At 34.4% G+C, this 18,857-nt stretch carries 14 protein-coding genes; 2 read left to right on the top strand and 12 right to left on the bottom strand.

Features of this window, described 5'->3' with window-relative positions:
* Positions 1-62 precede the first annotated feature (62 nt).
* The 5 genes from ABI657_RS06515 to ABI657_RS06495 all read right to left on the bottom strand — a co-directional run bounded on the left by ABI657_RS06515 (position 63) and on the right by ABI657_RS06495 (position 3,919).
* Positions 63-1,079, bottom strand: coding sequence for a M28 family peptidase (locus ABI657_RS06515; RefSeq protein WP_348096436.1), 1,017 nt, complete (start codon positions 1,077-1,079; stop codon positions 63-65).
* Between the two features lie 6 nt (positions 1,080-1,085).
* Positions 1,086-2,048, bottom strand: coding sequence for a DUF3667 domain-containing protein (locus tag ABI657_RS06510; RefSeq protein ID WP_348096435.1), 963 nt, complete (start codon positions 2,046-2,048; stop codon positions 1,086-1,088).
* A gap of 72 nt (positions 2,049-2,120) precedes the next feature.
* Positions 2,121-2,894, bottom strand: a complete 774-nt coding sequence (locus tag ABI657_RS06505) for a dienelactone hydrolase family protein (protein ID WP_348096434.1) — start codon at positions 2,892-2,894, stop codon at positions 2,121-2,123.
* 169 nt (positions 2,895-3,063) lie between these two features.
* Entirely contained in the window at positions 3,064-3,456 is a 393-nt protein-coding gene (locus ABI657_RS06500) for a RidA family protein (RefSeq protein WP_348096433.1), read from the bottom strand.
* Between the two features lie 10 nt (positions 3,457-3,466).
* Positions 3,467-3,919, bottom strand: coding sequence for an Lrp/AsnC family transcriptional regulator (locus ABI657_RS06495; protein ID WP_348096432.1), 453 nt, complete (start codon positions 3,917-3,919; stop codon positions 3,467-3,469).
* Positions 3,920-4,070: 151 nt separating this feature from the next.
* Here ABI657_RS06495 and rocD point away from each other — a divergent pair, with 151 nt between their 5' ends.
* Positions 4,071-5,324, top strand: coding sequence for an ornithine--oxo-acid transaminase (gene rocD, locus ABI657_RS06490; protein WP_348096431.1), 1,254 nt, complete (start codon positions 4,071-4,073; stop codon positions 5,322-5,324).
* A gap of 184 nt (positions 5,325-5,508) precedes the next feature.
* A complete protein-coding gene (locus tag ABI657_RS06485; RefSeq protein ID WP_348096430.1) occupies positions 5,509-5,961 on the top strand; it encodes a DUF1810 domain-containing protein in 453 nt (150 codons plus the stop codon).
* 420 nt (positions 5,962-6,381) lie between these two features.
* Here the strand turns inward: ABI657_RS06485 and ABI657_RS06480 are convergent, their stop codons facing one another.
* The 7 genes from ABI657_RS06480 to ABI657_RS06450 all read right to left on the bottom strand — a co-directional run bounded on the left by ABI657_RS06480 (position 6,382) and on the right by ABI657_RS06450 (position 18,120).
* Positions 6,382-7,644 (bottom strand): putative sulfate exporter family transporter, encoded by a 1,263-nt coding sequence (locus tag ABI657_RS06480; protein WP_348096429.1) that lies wholly within the window; start codon positions 7,642-7,644, stop codon positions 6,382-6,384.
* A 171-nt stretch (positions 7,645-7,815) separates the two neighbouring features.
* Positions 7,816-8,529, bottom strand: coding sequence for a thioredoxin domain-containing protein (locus ABI657_RS06475; protein ID WP_348096428.1), 714 nt, complete (start codon positions 8,527-8,529; stop codon positions 7,816-7,818).
* 4 nt (positions 8,530-8,533) lie between these two features.
* Entirely contained in the window at positions 8,534-9,592 is a 1,059-nt protein-coding gene (locus ABI657_RS06470) for a sterol desaturase family protein (protein ID WP_348096427.1), read from the bottom strand.
* Between the two features lie 336 nt (positions 9,593-9,928).
* Positions 9,929-11,857 (bottom strand): arylsulfatase, encoded by a 1,929-nt coding sequence (locus ABI657_RS06465; protein ID WP_348096426.1) that lies wholly within the window; start codon positions 11,855-11,857, stop codon positions 9,929-9,931.
* 43 nt (positions 11,858-11,900) lie between these two features.
* Positions 11,901-13,472 carry an arylsulfatase gene (locus ABI657_RS06460; RefSeq protein WP_348096425.1) on the bottom strand — a complete coding sequence of 524 codons (1,572 nt, stop codon included), beginning with the start codon at positions 13,470-13,472 and terminating at the stop codon, positions 11,901-11,903.
* A gap of 27 nt (positions 13,473-13,499) precedes the next feature.
* Positions 13,500-14,969, bottom strand: a complete 1,470-nt coding sequence (locus ABI657_RS06455) for a RagB/SusD family nutrient uptake outer membrane protein (RefSeq protein ID WP_348096424.1) — start codon at positions 14,967-14,969, stop codon at positions 13,500-13,502.
* 19 nt (positions 14,970-14,988) lie between these two features.
* Positions 14,989-18,120, bottom strand: coding sequence for a TonB-dependent receptor (locus ABI657_RS06450; protein WP_348096423.1), 3,132 nt, complete (start codon positions 18,118-18,120; stop codon positions 14,989-14,991).
* Positions 18,121-18,857 lie beyond the last annotated feature (737 nt).

Here is an 18,857-nt window from a genome sequence, read left to right as displayed (position 1 = left end):
AGGGGAATGAGTTTTAAACTCATTCCCCTTTTTTTTGCTTAAAGATAATCTTATTTAAGAACTTATTTTTTATCAACTATTGGTCTGTTCTCCCTGTTTGCCAGTTCCCAGGCAACGACAAATGCTAATTTTGTTCTTTTGGTTAAGGCATCATATTCAATTTTTTCAGCAATATCATCTTTTCCGTGATAATCCTCGTGTACCCCATTAAAAAAGAAAACAGAAGGGATACCATGTTTTGCGAAGTTATAGTGGTCAGAACGCTCATAAAAATGATTTGGATCTTTTGGGTCATTAAACTTGAAATCCAACTCTACTTTACTGTATTTTTCATTTTGGGCAACTGTAATATTATGTAAATCTGATGATAATCTGTCGGCTCCAATAACGTAAACATAATTGTTTGTTTTTGAATGTTCAACATCACGACGGCCAATCATGTCAATATTAATATCAGCAATCGTATTCGCGATTGGAAACAATGGGTTTTCAGAATAATATCTTGAACCGTGTAAACCATGTTCTTCACCAGTAACATGCAAAAATAAAATAGAACGTTTTGGTCCGTGTCCGTCTTTTTTAGCTTTTGCAAATGCCTTCGCTATCTCAATAACGGCAACAGTTCCTGAACCATCATCATCAGCGCCGTTATAAACTTCACCATTTTTAATTCCTACATGATCATAATGTGCAGAGATAACCAAAACTTCATCCGGTTTTTCGGAACCTTCTATATAAGCCAAGATATTTTCGGAGTCGGGTAGGTTTTCTTTATATTTTGCATTCAAAAAAGCCGCTGGGATATGCTGGTAATGATCAGAAGCTCCCTTAGGAAACGGAACATTGTTTTTTTTGTATTGCCCGATCATGTAAAGACCTGCTTTTTTTTGTCCCTTCGATCCTGTTTCACGACCTTCCATTTCATCTGAAGCGACAACATATAACATTGTTTTTAAATCTTCTTCACTAATCAGGTTCATGTATTTTGTTGGATCTGAATTGTCTTTAGAACCAACAGATTGTATGTTTTTGCATGAAAATGCAGAGGTAAGCAATAATAGAATAACTATTTTTTTCATTGTGGTTTAATGTAAATTAATGAATGTATAGAAAATGTAAAGAGTCAGTAAAAATAAGATAAAAAATGAGTTTATAAAAAAGAGTATTATACTTTTAAAAAAGGAAACAATTCGTGATTCTCCGTAAAAGCGATGATGTGCAGGATAAAAATAGTAAAGCATCCAGATTATGCCGACAAAATTTGCAATTTCAGCTATAAATGATATTGCACTAATCGACCCAATAGTTTTATCAATAACGAATAAAATAAGAAAAGTTAAAAGTAAAAAAGAAAAATAGTGCAGCGTAAATATTCCGTGATCAAAGTAATACCATTTCTTTTTATCATGAAAAATCCATAAAAAAAAGGCGAAGAAAGGCATTATAATGAATAGTATTTTTGGAATATTATGAACAAATGATTCTAAAAATTTTTCTATAATTTCTTTTTTAGTATTATGCTCAGTTACATGTACAACTTTTTCATAAGCCCAATATTCAAATTCAGAAAGTTTCTCTTTTCCTTTTTCATATTTTTGAATAGAATCGATTTCTTTCATTGTAATTAATTCAAAATGCGAATTAGGATTAAAATTTTTAATCTTTATCTTCTCATTTTTCTCTAGTTTTGAAGAAATATTTTTCTCTCCTTTGTTAAGGCTTTCATCAAAATTGGTTGGAAATAAAGCAATCATAAGAAAAGTAACAAAACTTATAAAAATATAAAGACGCACAGGAGCCAGGTAAGAAAGTCTTTTTCCAGAAAGATATTCTTTAGTTAAAGTGGCGGGTTTGAAAAGTAAATTTTTGATGGTTTTCCAAAAGGCATTTTCATAATGTGTCAAATCTTCAAAAAAATGAATAAACAAATGATGAAATGTTTTTCTGCTATCTGTATTTTCCTGTCCACAATTCGGACAAAATTTTTGTTCAACAACATGCCTGCAGTTTAAGCAGGTTTTATCTTTTCTGATAGGACTGTGTGACATTTATTTAGGTTGGTTTTGATTAGCTAACTCAAGAATATTAACCGATTTTATAGTCTTCAATTTAATTAGGAATTATTTTTTCAATACTTCATTAAGAAAAAGCTGTAGATGTTCAAAAGACCTTTTTGCCGCAACAGCATTATAGGCATTTCCTTTTGAGTTGTCATTTCCAGCTTCAGGATTGGTAAAGGAGTGAACAGAATTAGAATAATAAATCATTTGCCAGTCTGCTTTTGCATCACGCATTTCCTGCTGAAAGGCCAAAATTTCTTCTGGTTTTACATTTGGATCATCAGCTCCGTGGCAAATTAGAACTCTGGGAGTTATAGGTTCAACAGGGCGTGAAGCTTCTTTGCCTAAACCTCCATGGAAGGAAACAACGCCTTTTAGATTCAAATGACCTCGTGCTGCTTCCAAAATACCTGTTCCACCAAAGCAGTAGCCAATAGCAACAATATTATCAGCATTTGCTCCTGATTTTATTAATTGATCTAATGCTAATTGAATACGTTTTTGATAGGCTTCATAATTTTTTTTGTAGAAACCAGCTTGTTTTCCTGCTTCGGAATTGTCTTTTGGGTAATTTCCTTCCCCATATATGTCAGCGATAAAAACGGTATAACCCAATTTGGATAAATTTTCGGCAATTTCCTTTGAAGCATTATCAATTCCTTTCCAGGCAGGGAGTAATAAAATACCAGGATTCTGACTGCTTTTTTTAACTGATTTTATTGATAATCCGTTTAGAACCTGATCAGCATCAGCATATTTTACAGGTTTTAATTGTGCAAATATTGTATTCATGCTTAATAAAAGCCCTAAAATAAATAGATATATTGTTTTCATAAATGTTTGATTTTAAACAAATATCTGAAATTTTAATGGTAAAATAAACATCAAAATGCTATTTATTGGGATGTTTTGATAAACAGAGTTTTGATATGCTATTTTTGCATTTTATACTGAAATAATAGTGTACTTTTTTACTTACTAGGTATATTTTTAATTAGTTCTCTTACAGATCCTTTACTGCTGTTCCTGCTATTTTTATTTTTGCACCAAATGGCAGTTTCTGTACTTCATAAATTGTTCTTGCAGGACGTTTGTCAACTAAAAATAAGCTGCTGTATAGCTGATTTATTTCCGGCAGATTCTCTAAATTATCAAAAGCAATATCTATGAATACAATATCTTCTTTTTTAAAACCCGCATTTTCTATAACGGAAAAGAAATTTTTAAATGCTAATTCTCCTTCTTTTAGAGCAGTTTCACAAACATATTTTCCCTCACTATTTACAGATAATTGCCCGCTTACAAAACACATATTATTGGCAACAACTGCATGACTTATCGGATTTTCCCAATTGGGCAATCCATCTCCTTTGGTTATGTATTTTTTAGAATTCATTTTTCTCGTTTTATAAAGTAATGTTTCTTTTAAAAGCACAACCTAATTCAATTATAGAATCAGTTTTGGCAATGCCGGAAATCCGATCTATTTTTTCGTACAGGACAGTTCGCATGTGCTCGTGATTTTTGGCTATAATTTTGATGTAAAGTGTAAAGGAACCAGTTACATAATAACATTCTGTTATTTCCGGAATATCTTTTAAAGCTTCAATTATTCTGTCTGAATCCGAATCTTTATTGAGTGTAATTCCGGTAAATGAAGCCCAGTCATAACCAATTTTTTTTTCGTTAACCAAAGGTTTAATTCCGGAAATAATACCTTGTTCGACCAATCGATTGACACGCTGATGCACCATAGTATTTGAAATCTTCAGCGTTGTGGCAATTGACGAAAAAGCCATTCTGCCATCCTTTTCCAGCTCCTTTATAATTTTGATGTCAAATTCGTCTAATGCTAGCATTTCTTTAGTTGTTAAAAATAAAATTGACTTTTATTTAAATTATTAATTAATAAATTGACTTTAATTGCACTAAATAAAGTCAAAAGTAGCAATTTTTATTGTAAAATAGAATAATATAATTATTTTTGTAAAAGAATTTAAAATAGGAATCATGGCACATACACAAGAAATTCTTTCATCAAAATCTGAGGTTTTAATAGAGAAAGAAAATAAATACGGAGCACATAATTATCATCCGCTTCCGGTTGTTTTAGATAGAGGAGAAGGGGTTCATGTCTGGGATGTTGACGGAAAGAAATATTATGATTTTTTATCAGCCTATTCTGCCGTAAATCAAGGGCATTGTCATCCTAAAATTGTGGGTGCAATGATAGAACAAGCGCAAAAACTGACATTGACTTCCCGTGCATTTTATAACGATCAATTAGGAAATTATGAAGAATATATAACCAATTATTTTGGTTTTGATAAAGTTCTCCCAATGAACACAGGAGCTGAAGCAGTTGAAACGGCTTTAAAATTGTGCAGAAAATGGGCTTATGAAGTAAAAGGTATTCATGAAAATCTGGCTCAGATTATTGTTTGCGAGAATAATTTTCATGGAAGAACAACAACAATCATCTCATTTTCAAATGATGAAAGTGCCCGTAAAAGTTTCGGACCTTTTACCGAAGGTTTTATAAAAATTGGATATGATAATCTGGATGCTCTGGAAAAAGTACTGGAATCCTCAAAAAATATTGCCGGTTTTCTGGTAGAACCTATTCAGGGAGAAGCCGGAGTTTATGTTCCATCTGAAGGATATCTGGCTAAAGCTAAAGCACTTTGCGAAAAACACAATGTATTGTTTATTGCGGATGAAGTACAAACCGGAATTGCGCGTACCGGTAAATTATTAGCCGTTCACCACGAAAATGTACAGCCTGATATTTTGATTTTAGGAAAAGCAATCTCGGGAGGTGTGTATCCAGTTTCAGCGGTTTTGGCTAATAATGAAATCATGAATGTGATCAAGCCGGGACAACACGGCTCAACTTTTGGAGGAAATCCTGTTGCTGCAGCGGTTGCTATTGCTGCACTTGAAGTTGTGAAAGATGAAAAACTGGCTGAAAATGCAGAACGCTTAGGAATCATTTTAAGAAAAGGATTAAATGAAATTGCTCAACGTAACGACTTAATCACGCTTGTTCGCGGAAAGGGTTTACTAAATGCGATCGTAATTAATTGTGATGAAGAATCAGATTTAGCCTGGGAAATTTGCCTGAAATTCAGGGATAACGGTTTATTAGCAAAACCAACTCACGGGAACAAAATTCGTCTTGCTCCGCCTTTAGTGATTACAGAAGCACAAATTCAGGAATGTCTTGAAATTATTGAGAAATCTTTGAGTAATTTTAAAAGGTAAAATTACTTCAATAAAATAGTAATGCAGCTTTGAAATAGATATTTCGAAGCTGCATTTTTTTTATAAATTGGAATTATATAATAAAAGTAACTAAATTATATAATTTTTAAATTAGGAAGCGGAGTAGATTTGAATAACCTAAAACTAAAACCAAAAAATTTGTTTAACCTTTAAATTACATCCTATGTCTTACTCTAATAATGATTTAACACGTTTTTTAGATGCACAAAACAAACTTTATCTGACCGCTTATTCCGAACTAAAAAAAGGAAAAAAACAAACACATTGGATGTGGTTTATTTTTCCTCAGATAAAAGGTTTGGGAAAAAGCACAATTGCTAATTACTATGCAATTGCAAATCTTAAAGAAGCAGAGGATTTTTTAAACCATCCTGTTTTAGCAAAACATTTGATTGAAATCTGTAAGGTTTTATTAGCATACAAAAAAAAATCTGCTGAGGCTATTTTTGGAGAATTAGATGCGAAAAAACTTTGTTCTTCGATGACTCTTTTTTCTCAGGTAGAAAATGCGGATTCTGTATTTCAGGAAATACTGGATGTATTTTTTTCAGGGTATTCAGATCCACTTACTTTGTCATACACAGCTGTACCTTTAGAAATTGCTATGGCTTCTTAAATAAATTATACTCTAAGTTTTATATAAATCAAGAAGCGATTGTCCGAAGACAATCGCTTTTTTTAATTGCTTAAAATATCAAAAACGCCATTACTTTTTCGCAGCTGTTCCCGGAATCAATTCATTTTTTTGTTTGAATTTAATTTGAATTTAATTTGAATTTAATGTATTCAACTACTCCCGTTTTGTCTGCCCATTCAAAATATTTAGCCGAAAGTTCGTTAACAACACCGGGGTTTTGCCGGGCTACATGAGAATAACTAGATTATAGGTTTATAAATAGATGATTGATGGAAGGAAGTATTTGATTTTTAAATATATATAATGAGTTTGGGTGTTTTGTACAACTCAATAATAAAGAGTGTAAAATGCTATATTAAAACATTTACACTCTTTATTATTCATTTAAACCTCTCATAATTATTCTCCAAACAATAAAAAAGCAATGATCAGCGTGACAATTACATTAAAAAGCTGAGCAATCAAAAAAGCATACAAAGGTTTCTTACTATTGTTGCTGAACAAATCCTTAAAGTTGGTTTCTAATCCAATGCTGGTAAAAGCAAGAGCAAACCAAATTCCCTGAAGATTCTTCAAACTGTCTTTTACAGTATCTCTTGTTTCAGAAGTCAATAAGAAGGAAAATACTAAGGAAGCGATAATAAAACCAAGGACGAATTTTGGAAAACGTTCCCAAATAACGCCTAATGTTGTTTTTGAGGCAACAACTTCAGAAGATTTATTGTGCGTGTATGTCCAATAAACCGAGATTGCAAAAGCAGCAATTCCTAACAATACATTTTGTGAAAATTTGACAATAGTACTAATCTTCAAAGCCGTTTCTCCAACCAAAGATCCCGAAGCCACAACAGCTCCGGAGGTATCAATGCTTCCGCCAAGCCATGCTCCGGTAACTTCTTCAGGAAAGTTGAAATATTTGGCAATGATTGGCATGAAAATCATCATCGGAATGGCAGTTACCAATACCATAGAAATAACGTATGACAGTTTTTTTGAATCTCCTTTGATGGCACCAGAAGTCGCAATTGCTGCCGAAACACCACAGATAGAAACAGCACTCGAAATCATCATCGCCAATTCGTCGTCGACTTTTAGTTTTTTACACAACCAGAAAGCAAAATACCAAACCGATAAAACCACAATTAAAGCCTGAATTAATCCTAAAGAACCGGCTTTCAGAATATCTGAAAAAATGACACTGGTCCCCAATAAAACCAAACCGATTTTCACAAAAACTTCTGTTGAAAGTGCTGAACGAAACCATTCCGGAAGCTTGAAGAAATTGCCGATTGCCAAACCAATAATCAAACTAAAAATTACGGCTTCTAAATTGAGTCCTTTTATAAAAGTATTTCCTGCTATAATTAAAGCTAAAACAGTAAGCAGATATACGATTGGAAAACCCAATAAAAAGTTTTTGACCGATTTTCCAATTAAAAAAGCAGCTATACCTCCGATGGCAATCAGATAGATAAACTGAATTAGCAGAATTTTCAAATTTCCGATAGCAAATACATCCGCCAGTAAATCGGATCCGTTGGACCATTTGAATAGCGGAACTTCAGGAAGAAATATAAATAATGAAATCGCGATGATTAGAAATCCTAATAGTACGACTGTCCAGTCTTCGTGAAGGGTAAATTGTTTAGTATTATTTGACATTTAATTTTTTAATTTATTGTAAAAAAGTTTTTAAGAATTCAGATAAATAGTCTGGAAAAAAAATTGATAAACCTGCAAGATACTGAAACCTTGCAGGATTTAAAAAAAACAAAAAACAAAATTTTTTAAATGTCATTGATTATTTAGTTGTATCGGGCATCACTTTTATTATTATTTCGCCAATGCAACATCAACATCTTTTTTAAGATCACCTAAACCATCTTTTTTGAAAATAATTTCACCGTTTTTATATAAAATGAGGGTTGGAAAAACTTTTACGGTTTTTAAATCGGCTACAATTTGTGGGTTTTCCTCCAAATCAATTTCTACGATTTTCAAATTTTCACCATATTGAGTTTTAATGGTTTCCAGAACTGGTTTCACTTTCTTGCAGGCGCCACAATATTTTGAACCAATATCGACCAAAACAGTAGTATTGTCAGCAATGATTTTATTGTATTCTGCTAATGATAATTTACTTTTTGAATTAGCATAAAATGGTTTTCCATTACCAATCCAGTTCGCAATACCGCCTTCTAAACTATAAGCCTGTTTGAAGCCCTTTTTTAATAAGTCGTTGGCCAGCCAGACACTTCTTCCCGCACCAATAGAATAGGTAAAAACAGGTTTTGTCTTGTCTAATTTTGCTACTTGCTGCGCATAATCTTTTGACTCCAGATTAAAATTCACAACACCTTCAATATGATTGAGTGCGTATTCTTCCGGACCTCTGGCATCAATTATCTGTGGATTTTTTTCGCTTTTTATCTTTGAATAAAACTCATTCAGTGACACTGTATTTGATTTTTCATTTTGCGCAAATCCGGCAATGGATAACAGCAGTATGATAGCTGTGATATTATTTTTTAAATTTTGTTTTTTCATGATTTTAAGATTGAACTGGTTCAAGATTTGCTGAATTTGATGAAACTATTTCCTTTTTTTGAGAAATCGGAAGAGCAAGTACACCATCAGCTAATGGACTTCCTTCGATTTTAGATTTGAATATCGGCCACAGAAACTGAGCATACCATTCTTCACTTTTGTATGATTTTGTTCCGTATGATTCTGGAAATTTACGAGTGATTAAACCTGTACCGAACATTACATCCCACAAGAAAAACATATTACCGAAGTTTCCTTTAAAATGCCCAACACCATCACCGCTTGTATCAGCATGATGAGCGTGATGCGTAGCCGGAGTAGAAATAAGGCGCTCTAAAACCCATGCAACCGGATGCAATACTTTGTATTTGTAAAACGGTTTATCCCAGGCAATACTTGAATGTGCTCCTAATGTTATGATACTTTTAATAACCAAAACAAATAAGGCTGGCAATCCCAATCCTAAAAAAGTAAGCGTAGCCGTTAAATATATTTGAGAGAAAAACACCGTGTAAATGAAGTTTTGTCTTGATGCCATCGCCATTCCCATATACGGAGCAGAATGATGGGTTCTGTGAAAACGCCATAGAAACGGAACCTGATGGTGCAAACGATGGTACCAATATTGCGTTAAATCATCTGCAATAGCAATCAGGAAAAAACCTCCCCAAAATGGCACCCATGAAAGTGTATTGGCCAAATTTGGAACTAAATAAGGTAAAGCGGTTAAGCTAAAAAAAGTGATTACCGGAGGTAGAAGCAATTTTGGTGCTAAAAAACAAATAACATCTATTTTACGTTCACGACCGGTCCAGTGATCATCATACAAACCGGCAGCAAATTCAACAATTCCCAAAACGACTGAGAATACAATTAAACCCCAGCTTCTAATATTGGTAAAGGCAGGCTGTAAAAATTTTAAATAGGTTGGTAATGTAAGATGTGATTCTGTTACTATACCATTATTCAATTTAAAATACAGATAAATTGCCAATACTGGCAAAGTATAAATAAATAGGCTGATACCTAAGTCTCTTTTTAGTTTTGTTTGATCTAATGCCATGATTTCTTATTTTAAAATTTGATTAACTAATGTTAAACCTCCAGCCAGAATGACCAATGGTATTAAAAACACGATTATCCCAACGACAATCTTTTTTCCTATTACTTCGTAATCTGCTTTTCTCATGATTTCCTTTTTATTATTTAAAATCTTTATCTCGTTCCAGAAATGGATTCGCAATTATTTGATAAAATTAAAAATTAAAAATACTAATTCTATGTAATTAGTAGAATTTAATTTAATCTTTTTATAATATTTTGTTAGATATATTTATCCAATATATTTACAAGTTGGATTTAATCCTGTAAGCTTTTTAACTTACAGGATTAAATGAGATTAATTTGAAGTTCCGGCGCTTCCTGGTTTAGTAGCCTGCTTAATCAAATCCTGAAGTGTTTTACCTTTATCTGCGCCAGAATTATGTATTTTTCTGTTATACACATCCTGCCAGTCAATTAACGGATAAACATTATTTTCCTTAGCTTGTTCATCAAACAGTTTTTTCAATTCGGCTAACTTTTCCGGGTATTTTTGTGCCAAATTATTACGCTCGTTAAAATCTTCGTTGAGGTTGTATAATTCCCAGACATCTGCATCAAAATTGCTTTCTACAGGTTTGTCAGTTTTGCCTAAAGATTTTTTTACTGCAAATGAATCCGGTAAATGTGCTGCTCCCGCTTTCCAACCATCTTTGTAAATCGCTCTGTTTCCAAAAATGTAATAGTATTGCACCTTGTGTAATGATTCTGCATTGGCATTATTTAATGAAGCATATAAAGAAGAACCCTGAATAATATCCTGTTTCACATTTTTGATATATTCCGGCGCCTTGATTCCGGCAATATCCAAAGTGGTTGGAAGCAAATCGGTTACGTGGCTATATTGATTTCTGATTCCGCCTTTTTCTTTAATTCCGTTTGGATAAAAAACAATCAGAGGATTATGAGTTCCACCTTCAGATTGCGCATCTTGTTTCCAGTTTTTGAAAGGTACATTCGTTGCCTGAGCCCATCCTAAAGGAAAGTTGGTATTCAGACCTTTTGCTGTTCCAATTTCATCAATATTAGCTAAGTTTTTCTTCAGATTTTCCTCGTCGGAGGTTCCCTGAGAAAATAAACTTTGGTTGATTGTCCCTTCTGTAGTCCCTTCTTTACTGGCGCCATTGTCTCCAATTGCCACAAAAATCACTGTGTTTTCTAATTGATTGCTTTCTTTTAGATAATTCACCACTCTTCCAACTTCAGAATCAGTATACGTTAGGAATCCCGCATAAACTTCCATGAAACGAGCGTACACTTTCTTTTGGTCCGGAATTAGTTTTTTCCAGTCAGCAATTAGAGGATTGCGTTCCGGTAAAACTGCGTTTGAAGGAATTACACCCAATTTCTTTTGGTTAGCAATCACTTCTTCACGATAAGCATCCCAGCCTTTGTCAAATTTTCCTTTGTAGGGATAGCTCCATTTTGTAGCCACCTGATGAGGTGCATGAGCAGCGCCGGGTGCATAATACAAGAAGAAAGGTTTTCCGGGTGCCGCTTTTTGTTGTGTCTTAATATAGCTGATTGCTTTATCAGTAATCAATTCATTTAAATGACGTCCGTCAGGAACAACATGAACCTGATCTTCAACCAAATCAGGATTGTATTGATCGGTTTGGGATCCTAAGAATCCGTAGAAGTGATCAAAACCTTTTCCTGTTGGCCATCTGTCAAACGGACCAGCGTCAGAAGCTTCTTCGTCTGGCGTAACGCCGTATTTACCAACTGCAAAAGTATTATAACCATTTTCACGTAAAATCTCAGCAATAGTCCCTTTATCAGAAGGGATTCTTCCATCCCATCCCGGAAAACCGGCAGATAAAATCGTATGTGAAAATCCACTTACATGAACTCTTCCTGAATTTCTTCCTGTCAAAAGTGCCGCACGGGTAGGAGCACAAATGGCAGTAGTATGAAAGTTGGTATAACGTAAACCATTGTTGGCTAACTGATCAAAAGTTGGGGTCTGAATTAAACCTCCAAAAGCAGTTGAAGCTCCAAATCCAACATCATCTAATAAGATCCAAACTACATTTGGTGCACCTTTAGGGGCTTTAACGGATTCCGGCCAATATTCTTTAGAATCGGCTAAAGTTTTACCGATTACACCTTTAAATTCTTCTGGTTTTTGCTGGGCAAAACCAAATTGTGCAAGAAATATTGCAGTAATCAAAAATTCCTTTTGTGGACTTTTAATTTTTGAGCTAATTTTTAATTTTTTCATCATTTTTTTTTTTTTTAAGTATTTATTCTATTATATAATTTTGAAACTAAAGCTTTATTTTATTCCAATCTTCGACACCTACTTTCGCTGACCACTGCTGATGTAATTCAATCAGGCTTTGGAGCAGTTGCGGTTCTGACTTTGCCAGATTTTTTGTTTCTGTCCGGTCGGTAGCAAGATTGTACAATTCCCATGGCTGATTGTTTTCGGCTACCGCTTTCCAATTATCTTTTCTTACTGCTTTGCCTCCTTCATGTTCCCAAAATAAAGCTTGATGTGCATTAGATTGTTGTCCTTGAAATTCCTTTTTTAAGCTAATGCCTTCTAAGGGTGTTAGCTTTTTTTCCTGAAAAGAATCGGGATACTTAAAATCTGCATATTCAAGAAAAGTTGGAAAAATATCAATCAAATGAGTTACTCTATTACTTATTGTCCCTGCCTTGATATGCTTTGGATAATAAGCGATAAAAGGAGAAGCAATTCCACCTTCATGGGTATTCTTTTTGAACAATTGAAAAGGCGTGTTGCTCACATTTCCCCAAGGACTTTCGTAACTGTCAATTGACGCAACTGAACCTGGTGTTCCATTTTTTTGTGTCACGTAATTCCAGTTTTTTACATCATCCGCACTTCCTCCGTTATCCGAAAGAAAAAGAATAAGCGTATTATCTTCTTCTCCCAAAGACTTTACTTTCTGTAGGATTTGTCCAATTCCGGCATCCATTCGGTCAATCATGGCGGCGTAAATTGCCATTCGGGTATCCCATTTGTCTTTTTCTTCAACACTTAGTTTTTCCCAATCCGGCACTTTTTCAAAACGATTGGATAAGTTCCACTTTTTATCAATTATTCCCTGTTCTTTTAATTTTTTAAAACGGCTTACTCTTAATTTATCCCACCCTTCCAGGTATTTGCCTTTGTATTTTGCAATATCTTCTGGCAATGCCTGAATGGGCCAATGTGGCGCATTATAAGCAACATAAAGAAAAAATGGCTTTTGCTTATGGCGCTGTTTTTCTAAAGAATTAATGGCAAAATTGGTTATTTCCTGAGTCAGATAGGTAGAAGTATCCTTGCGAATAATTTCTTTATCTCCTTTCAAAAAAGTAACTTTTCTACCGTCGTTATACAAAGGTTCCGAGTTGAAATAACTGCTCCCATTGTTTTGTAGAGTAAAAGAATCATCAAAACCCCGATTCACCGCCAAAGCTGATGGCACTAAACCAACATGCCATTTTCCGGAAACTATAGTATTATATCCTGCTTGTTTGAGTGCTTGCCCAATCGTGATACAATGCTCGTTTAAATATCCCTGATAAGCCGGAAACCCCTTGTCCTGCACCATATCCCCAACACCTGCCTGATGCGGATATAAACCCGTAAGCAATGAAGCCCGGGAAGGACAGCAACGCCCTGCATTGTAGAACTGATTTAGAATAAGTCCGTTTTTAGCGAGTTTATCCAGATTTGGTGTTTTAATCTCCGAGCCAAAAGCACCAATATCTGAGAAACCTAAATCATCCGCTAAAATGACGATGATATTAGGTTGCTTTTTCTGAGCAGATAGCTGAAATTGTGCAACAACCAATAGGGCAATAATGAACAGTTTTTTAATCATTTTCTTTACTCTTATATAGTTTTTTCATTAATAACCATCGTTTTGAGGTAATCCGACAGGATCAATATTGCGCTCACTTTGTGGAATCGGGTATAAATTATTACGTTCCGAGACAGAGTTTTTAGCCGTTACTTTTTTGATTTCTGTAACCAAAGTTCCCCAACGCACTAAATCAAACCATCTTTGTCCTTCCTGAACAAATTCTTTTTTACGTTCTTCACGAATTGCTTCCGTTAACTGAGTAGTTGTCAATCCCACTAAATCTACAGTTGCATCTGGTGTCAGGATTGGTTTTGCAAAAGCTCTTCTTCTTACCTGATTTACCAATTCATGAGCTTCTAAAGTTGCTCCGCTTTGTTCATTAATTGCTTCTGCAAGAGATAATAAAATATCAGCGTAACGAACAATCGGAACATTAATAGCCACGTTAGATGGTGTAGCTAAATTGGACAAATCAAGATATTTGGCAAAAATTGGCTTTGGAAAAGTGTATAATGTTCCTGTGGCAGGATTCAATAATTGTTTTTTATAACTCACATCCCTTCTTACATCTCCAGTTGCATAAATATCATAAAATAAGGCAACATCAGAAATGATATCTGCTGGTTCAGTAGCCGTAAATCCTGTAAAAGAAGTTGCCTGGAAATTGTTTCCACTAGAGCCATTCCCTGCCTGATTGGGTTCGAACTGTACAGAAAAAATATGTTCTTTTCCGTTCTTTTTCGTTTTATTGAATATGTCTCCAAAATTTTCGAAAAGAGCATATCCATAGTCGCCATTAATAACTTCTTTAGCTTTAAGAATAGTATTTGGCCACTCTCTTCTGGTCAGGTATACTTTTGCCAAAATAGCTTTTGCAGCACCAGAAGTAGCGCGTCCGGCTTCATTGGAAGGATATGTGGCAGGCAGACTTTCAGCATCAGTTAAATCTTTGATGATTTGGGTGTAAACCTCGTCTACAGTAGCTTTTGGAGTTTTTAAATTTTCTACATTAATAGAAGTTGGCTCATGCAATCTAATTGGAACTCCGCCCCAAAGGCGAACTGCCTGAAAATACAATAAGCCTCTGATAAATTTAGCTTCATTGATCAGTCTGGTTTTTACCACTTCTGAACCTGTTACTTTTGGAATATTATCAATAGCGATATTGGCTATGTTGATTCCGGCGTAAATTTGGCGCCAGGCCACCTGAACACGATCATTAGTAGCATCATGCGTTAAAGAGCTCATGGCTCTTACCTGAGGATTTGTTGCAGAAACTCCCGCTGCTGCATAATCAGATCCCATATCGGTAAGGAAATATAAGTTTCTGCCGAATAAACTTTGCTCCCCCGGATCAAGACTTAAAGAAGCATAGGCAGCTGTTACACTTGCTACAGCATCATCCTGTGTAATAAATAAATTTTCTTCGGTTTTAAAAGAGGTTGGTGTTACCTCCAGCTCTGTGCACGATACAAACAAAGTGACAGTGAATAGCAATGTTATTATCTTTTTCATTGTTTAAATTTTTATAGTCTTAAAAAGTTACGTTTATACCTGAAATAAAAGTTTTGGAATTTGGATAAGCTCCAAAGTCAATTCCGGGATATAGGTTATTTTGTTCGTAAGAACTTACTTCAGGATCGTAACCCTTGTATTTTGTCCATGTAATCAAATTTTCTGCAGATACATAAAACTTAACACTCTTTGTTCCTAATTTTGAAGAAAGGCTTTTTGGAAGTGTATATCCTAATGTGATCAGTTTTAGTCTGACAAAAGAAGCGTCTTCTACATAACGTTCAGAAACTATCCCAAGAGGAGAACTTGACGCACGCGGAATTTCATTGTTTGGATTCGTCGGAGTCCAGCGATCTTCAAGAGTAGAGGATACATTAGTACCAAGAGTCGAGATTTCTAATTGCTGGTTCAGTGCATTAAATATTTTACCGCCATAAGCTCCCTGAAAAGAAAAATTCAGATCAAAATCGTTATAAGAAACCGTATTACTGAAACTTCCAACAAATTTTGGCTGTGAACTTCCAAGATCACCTTTGTCAGTAGCTGTAATTATTCCGTCGCCATTGGTATCCACATATTTTCTGTCTCCAATTTTTGTATTGGCAAGACTGTTTATTTTATGCTGCGTATTGATTTCTTCCTGATTCTGAAAAATACCATTGGTTTTGTATCCCCAAAAACTTCCAAGAGGCAATCCTACTTTTACTGTTACAGGTTGTTGCTGCAGTAAAGAGCCATTTGGTACCACCGGAAAAAACTGATCCACTCCGTTTCCAATTTCAATTACCTTGTTTCTATTGGCTGAAAACACAAAATTAGAATTCCATGAAAAATTGTCTGTTTTGATATTTTCGGTTATCAAACCAATTTCAATTCCTTTATTTTCAACACCTCCAATATTTTGAAGAATTGTAGGATATCCTGAAATAAGCGGCACAGGAACATTGATAAGCAAATCATTTGTTTTTTTATAGTACACATCAAAAACAAAATTTATTTTTCGGTCTAATAATGACAAGTCCAGACCAACATTGTACTGATTTGTTTTTTCCCATCTTAAATCTGAATTAGCCAGTCGGGTAGGAGCCAATCCTGTTTGTAATGTACCACCAAAAGAATAATTTACAGAACCAATTGAAGCTAACGAAAGGTAATTTCCAATTTCCTGATTTCCTGTTGTTCCGGCACTTAAACGAAGTTTAGCTTCTGTTACTCCTTTAATGTTTTGGGCAAAACTTTCTTCAGTAATATTCCATGAAAATCCTGCAGAAGGAAAATATCCCCAAAGTGATTCAGAACCAAATCTTGAAGAACCATCCGCACGTGCAGATACTGTAAAATTGTATTTTCCTTTATAAGAATAGTTAACTCTGGTCAGCCATGATTTCAAAACACTTTCGAATGCATCTGAATAGGGCTTTACTGCTACACCATCCTGAAGTGCATTATAGGTATTGGCATCGTTTACAAAGGTGTTGGCACCGGCATTGACAACTTCACCTTTTGTATATTGAAGCGTATAACCTCCCAATGCAGAGAATTTGTGGTTATCACCAAAATTGGTATTGTAATTCAGGGTGTTTTCATTCAGTACAGAACCTACCAATCTGCTTCCTGAAGAAGCTAATCCCTTGGTTCCCGCACCTGTTGAAGTGTGCGATGGTACATAATAATTCTGTTTGGTATTGATGACATCTCCGCTAACAGCAACCTTAGCTGTGATTTTTTTGTTGATTTTATATTCTCCAAACAAACTGGTTAAAACCCTGTCCAGCTTGGTTTCGTTTATTGTATTGACCAGGTCATTAATCGGATTCGGTATAAAACCATTAACAGAGGTTGCGTAAGGGTTGTTGGTCACATTATAACTTCCGTCAGCATTTTTTATTGGAACTACCGGAGCATTAAGAAGAATTCCAACCAAAGGATTTGGATTTCTTCCTGCTGCTGTACCACCATTTGTTCCAACACCATTGGATATGGAATTGGTATAATTCGCATTTACTCCAAATTTAAAGTTTTGGGAGTAGTTTCTTTCGTAGTTAACACGAATCGAAATTCGTTTAAAGTCAGAACCAATTACGATTCCTTCCTGATCGAAATAACCTGCAGAAATAGCATATCTTGAACGTTCATCACCTCCTGAAAGTGATAATTGATGATTCTGAATGGGTGCTGCAACCCTGAAAGCCTCCGATTGCCAGTCATAATTTCCTGATGTTTTAAAAGCTTCAATCTGAGCAGCAGAGAAGGATGGAGCCTGACCAATACTCGCTTGTATGTCATTTCGAAGGCTTGCCCATTGGCTGGCATTTAAAAGATCTAATTTTTTGGAAACATTCTGAAATCCAAAGTAACCTTGATATGAAATGTTATCCTGACCTTTTGTACCTTTTTTAGTTGTAATAAGAATTACTCCATTAGCACCACGTGAGCCGTAAATGGCTGTAGCAGAAGCATCCTTCAACACTTCGATAGACTCAATATCACCAGGATTAATGGTAGAAAGTACATTGACTCCGGCACCTGCAAAAGATACTCCGGCAGTACCATTATTATTGTCATTGTAAATTAATATTCCATCTACTACATACAAAGGCTCATTACCTGCAGTGATTGAGTTTCCTCCCCTGATTCGAACGCTGGAAGAAGCTCCGGGACGTCCTGAACTCTGGGTGACAACTACACCGGATACAGCACCTCTTAATAAATTATCTGCAGAAGATGAAACCTGACTTAAATTTGCTTTTGGAACTGAAGCGATTGAACCCGTAATGTCTTTTCTTTTTTGAGAACCATAACCCACTACTACCAATTCGTTCAATTCCTGAACATCTTCTTTTAAATGTATAATGACCGGATTGCCTTCAACAATTACTTCTCCTTTTTTGTAGCCTATATAAGTTACGACTAATGTGTAAGGAAATTTTTGACCTGTCTGAAAATAAAATTTACCTTCTGTATCTGTTTGTACACCATGCGTTGTTCCTTTTATAATTACAGAAGCTCCTATAACCGGTTGATTGGTTACTGCATCTATTACTGTTCCGTCAAGTTTAGACTGTATAAGCGGCGTTGTATTTTGTGCCTTAATTCCGGCTGATAAAAACAGGAAAAATAGTAATGAATATGTATTTAACTTTTTTTTCATTTCTTTGTATTGGTTTAAGTAATTAACAAGGAACCCTGAAAGTTGATTTTTCAACTCTCTCATTGTTTCCTTTATTTAGCGATAAATATTCTTTAAGCCTCGCCATTTCTGTTGCCGCAGAAATGGCATTTTTTATTTACAGCAACAGGTGTGCATCTTTTTCATTTTATTTGTTTTTTAGTTTGATTCAATTTTCTTAGTTTATATGTATAGTTTTAGAGTCTTTTTGACACAGATTATGTATCAAACAGATTTTTGTATATCAATAAATTCTTGTGTTTTATAGATTTGTTTTAACCAATTTCTAATAAATTGATAGTAACAAAATTATGAGAGGTTTAGCAACAGAAGCACATATAACAAAGAGTGTTATTTGTATATTTTTTTTGAAGATGGTAATACGATATGCTTTCAGTTGTTTTCAAAATATAGTGCCTTTGATTTAAATATGATTTTAAACTCTACTAATTCTATAGACAAAGTTAATTTTAATATAATAAAATCCAAAAAAAATTGAAGTTTTTTTTATCAGACGATAAAATAATATAATTTGATTCTAAATTTTTTTCTTAAATTTTTGATATTCACATTTTATATTCTTATTGTAAATGAATAAATGTTAAAAACTATATCTTAGAAGATATTAATTAGGTGATGCTTTTTAAATTAAGGATATTTCATTTCTCCTCAAACAGTCTTTAAACCTATCAAAGGTTTTAAAAACGAGAATTTTAGAA

Source organism: Flavobacterium sp. (genome assembly GCF_039930565.1).
Classification (GTDB): domain Bacteria; phylum Bacteroidota; class Bacteroidia; order Flavobacteriales; family Flavobacteriaceae; genus Flavobacterium.
The sequence above is the reverse complement of the archived record's forward strand: the minus strand, read 5'-3'. Positions and strand labels throughout refer to the sequence as shown.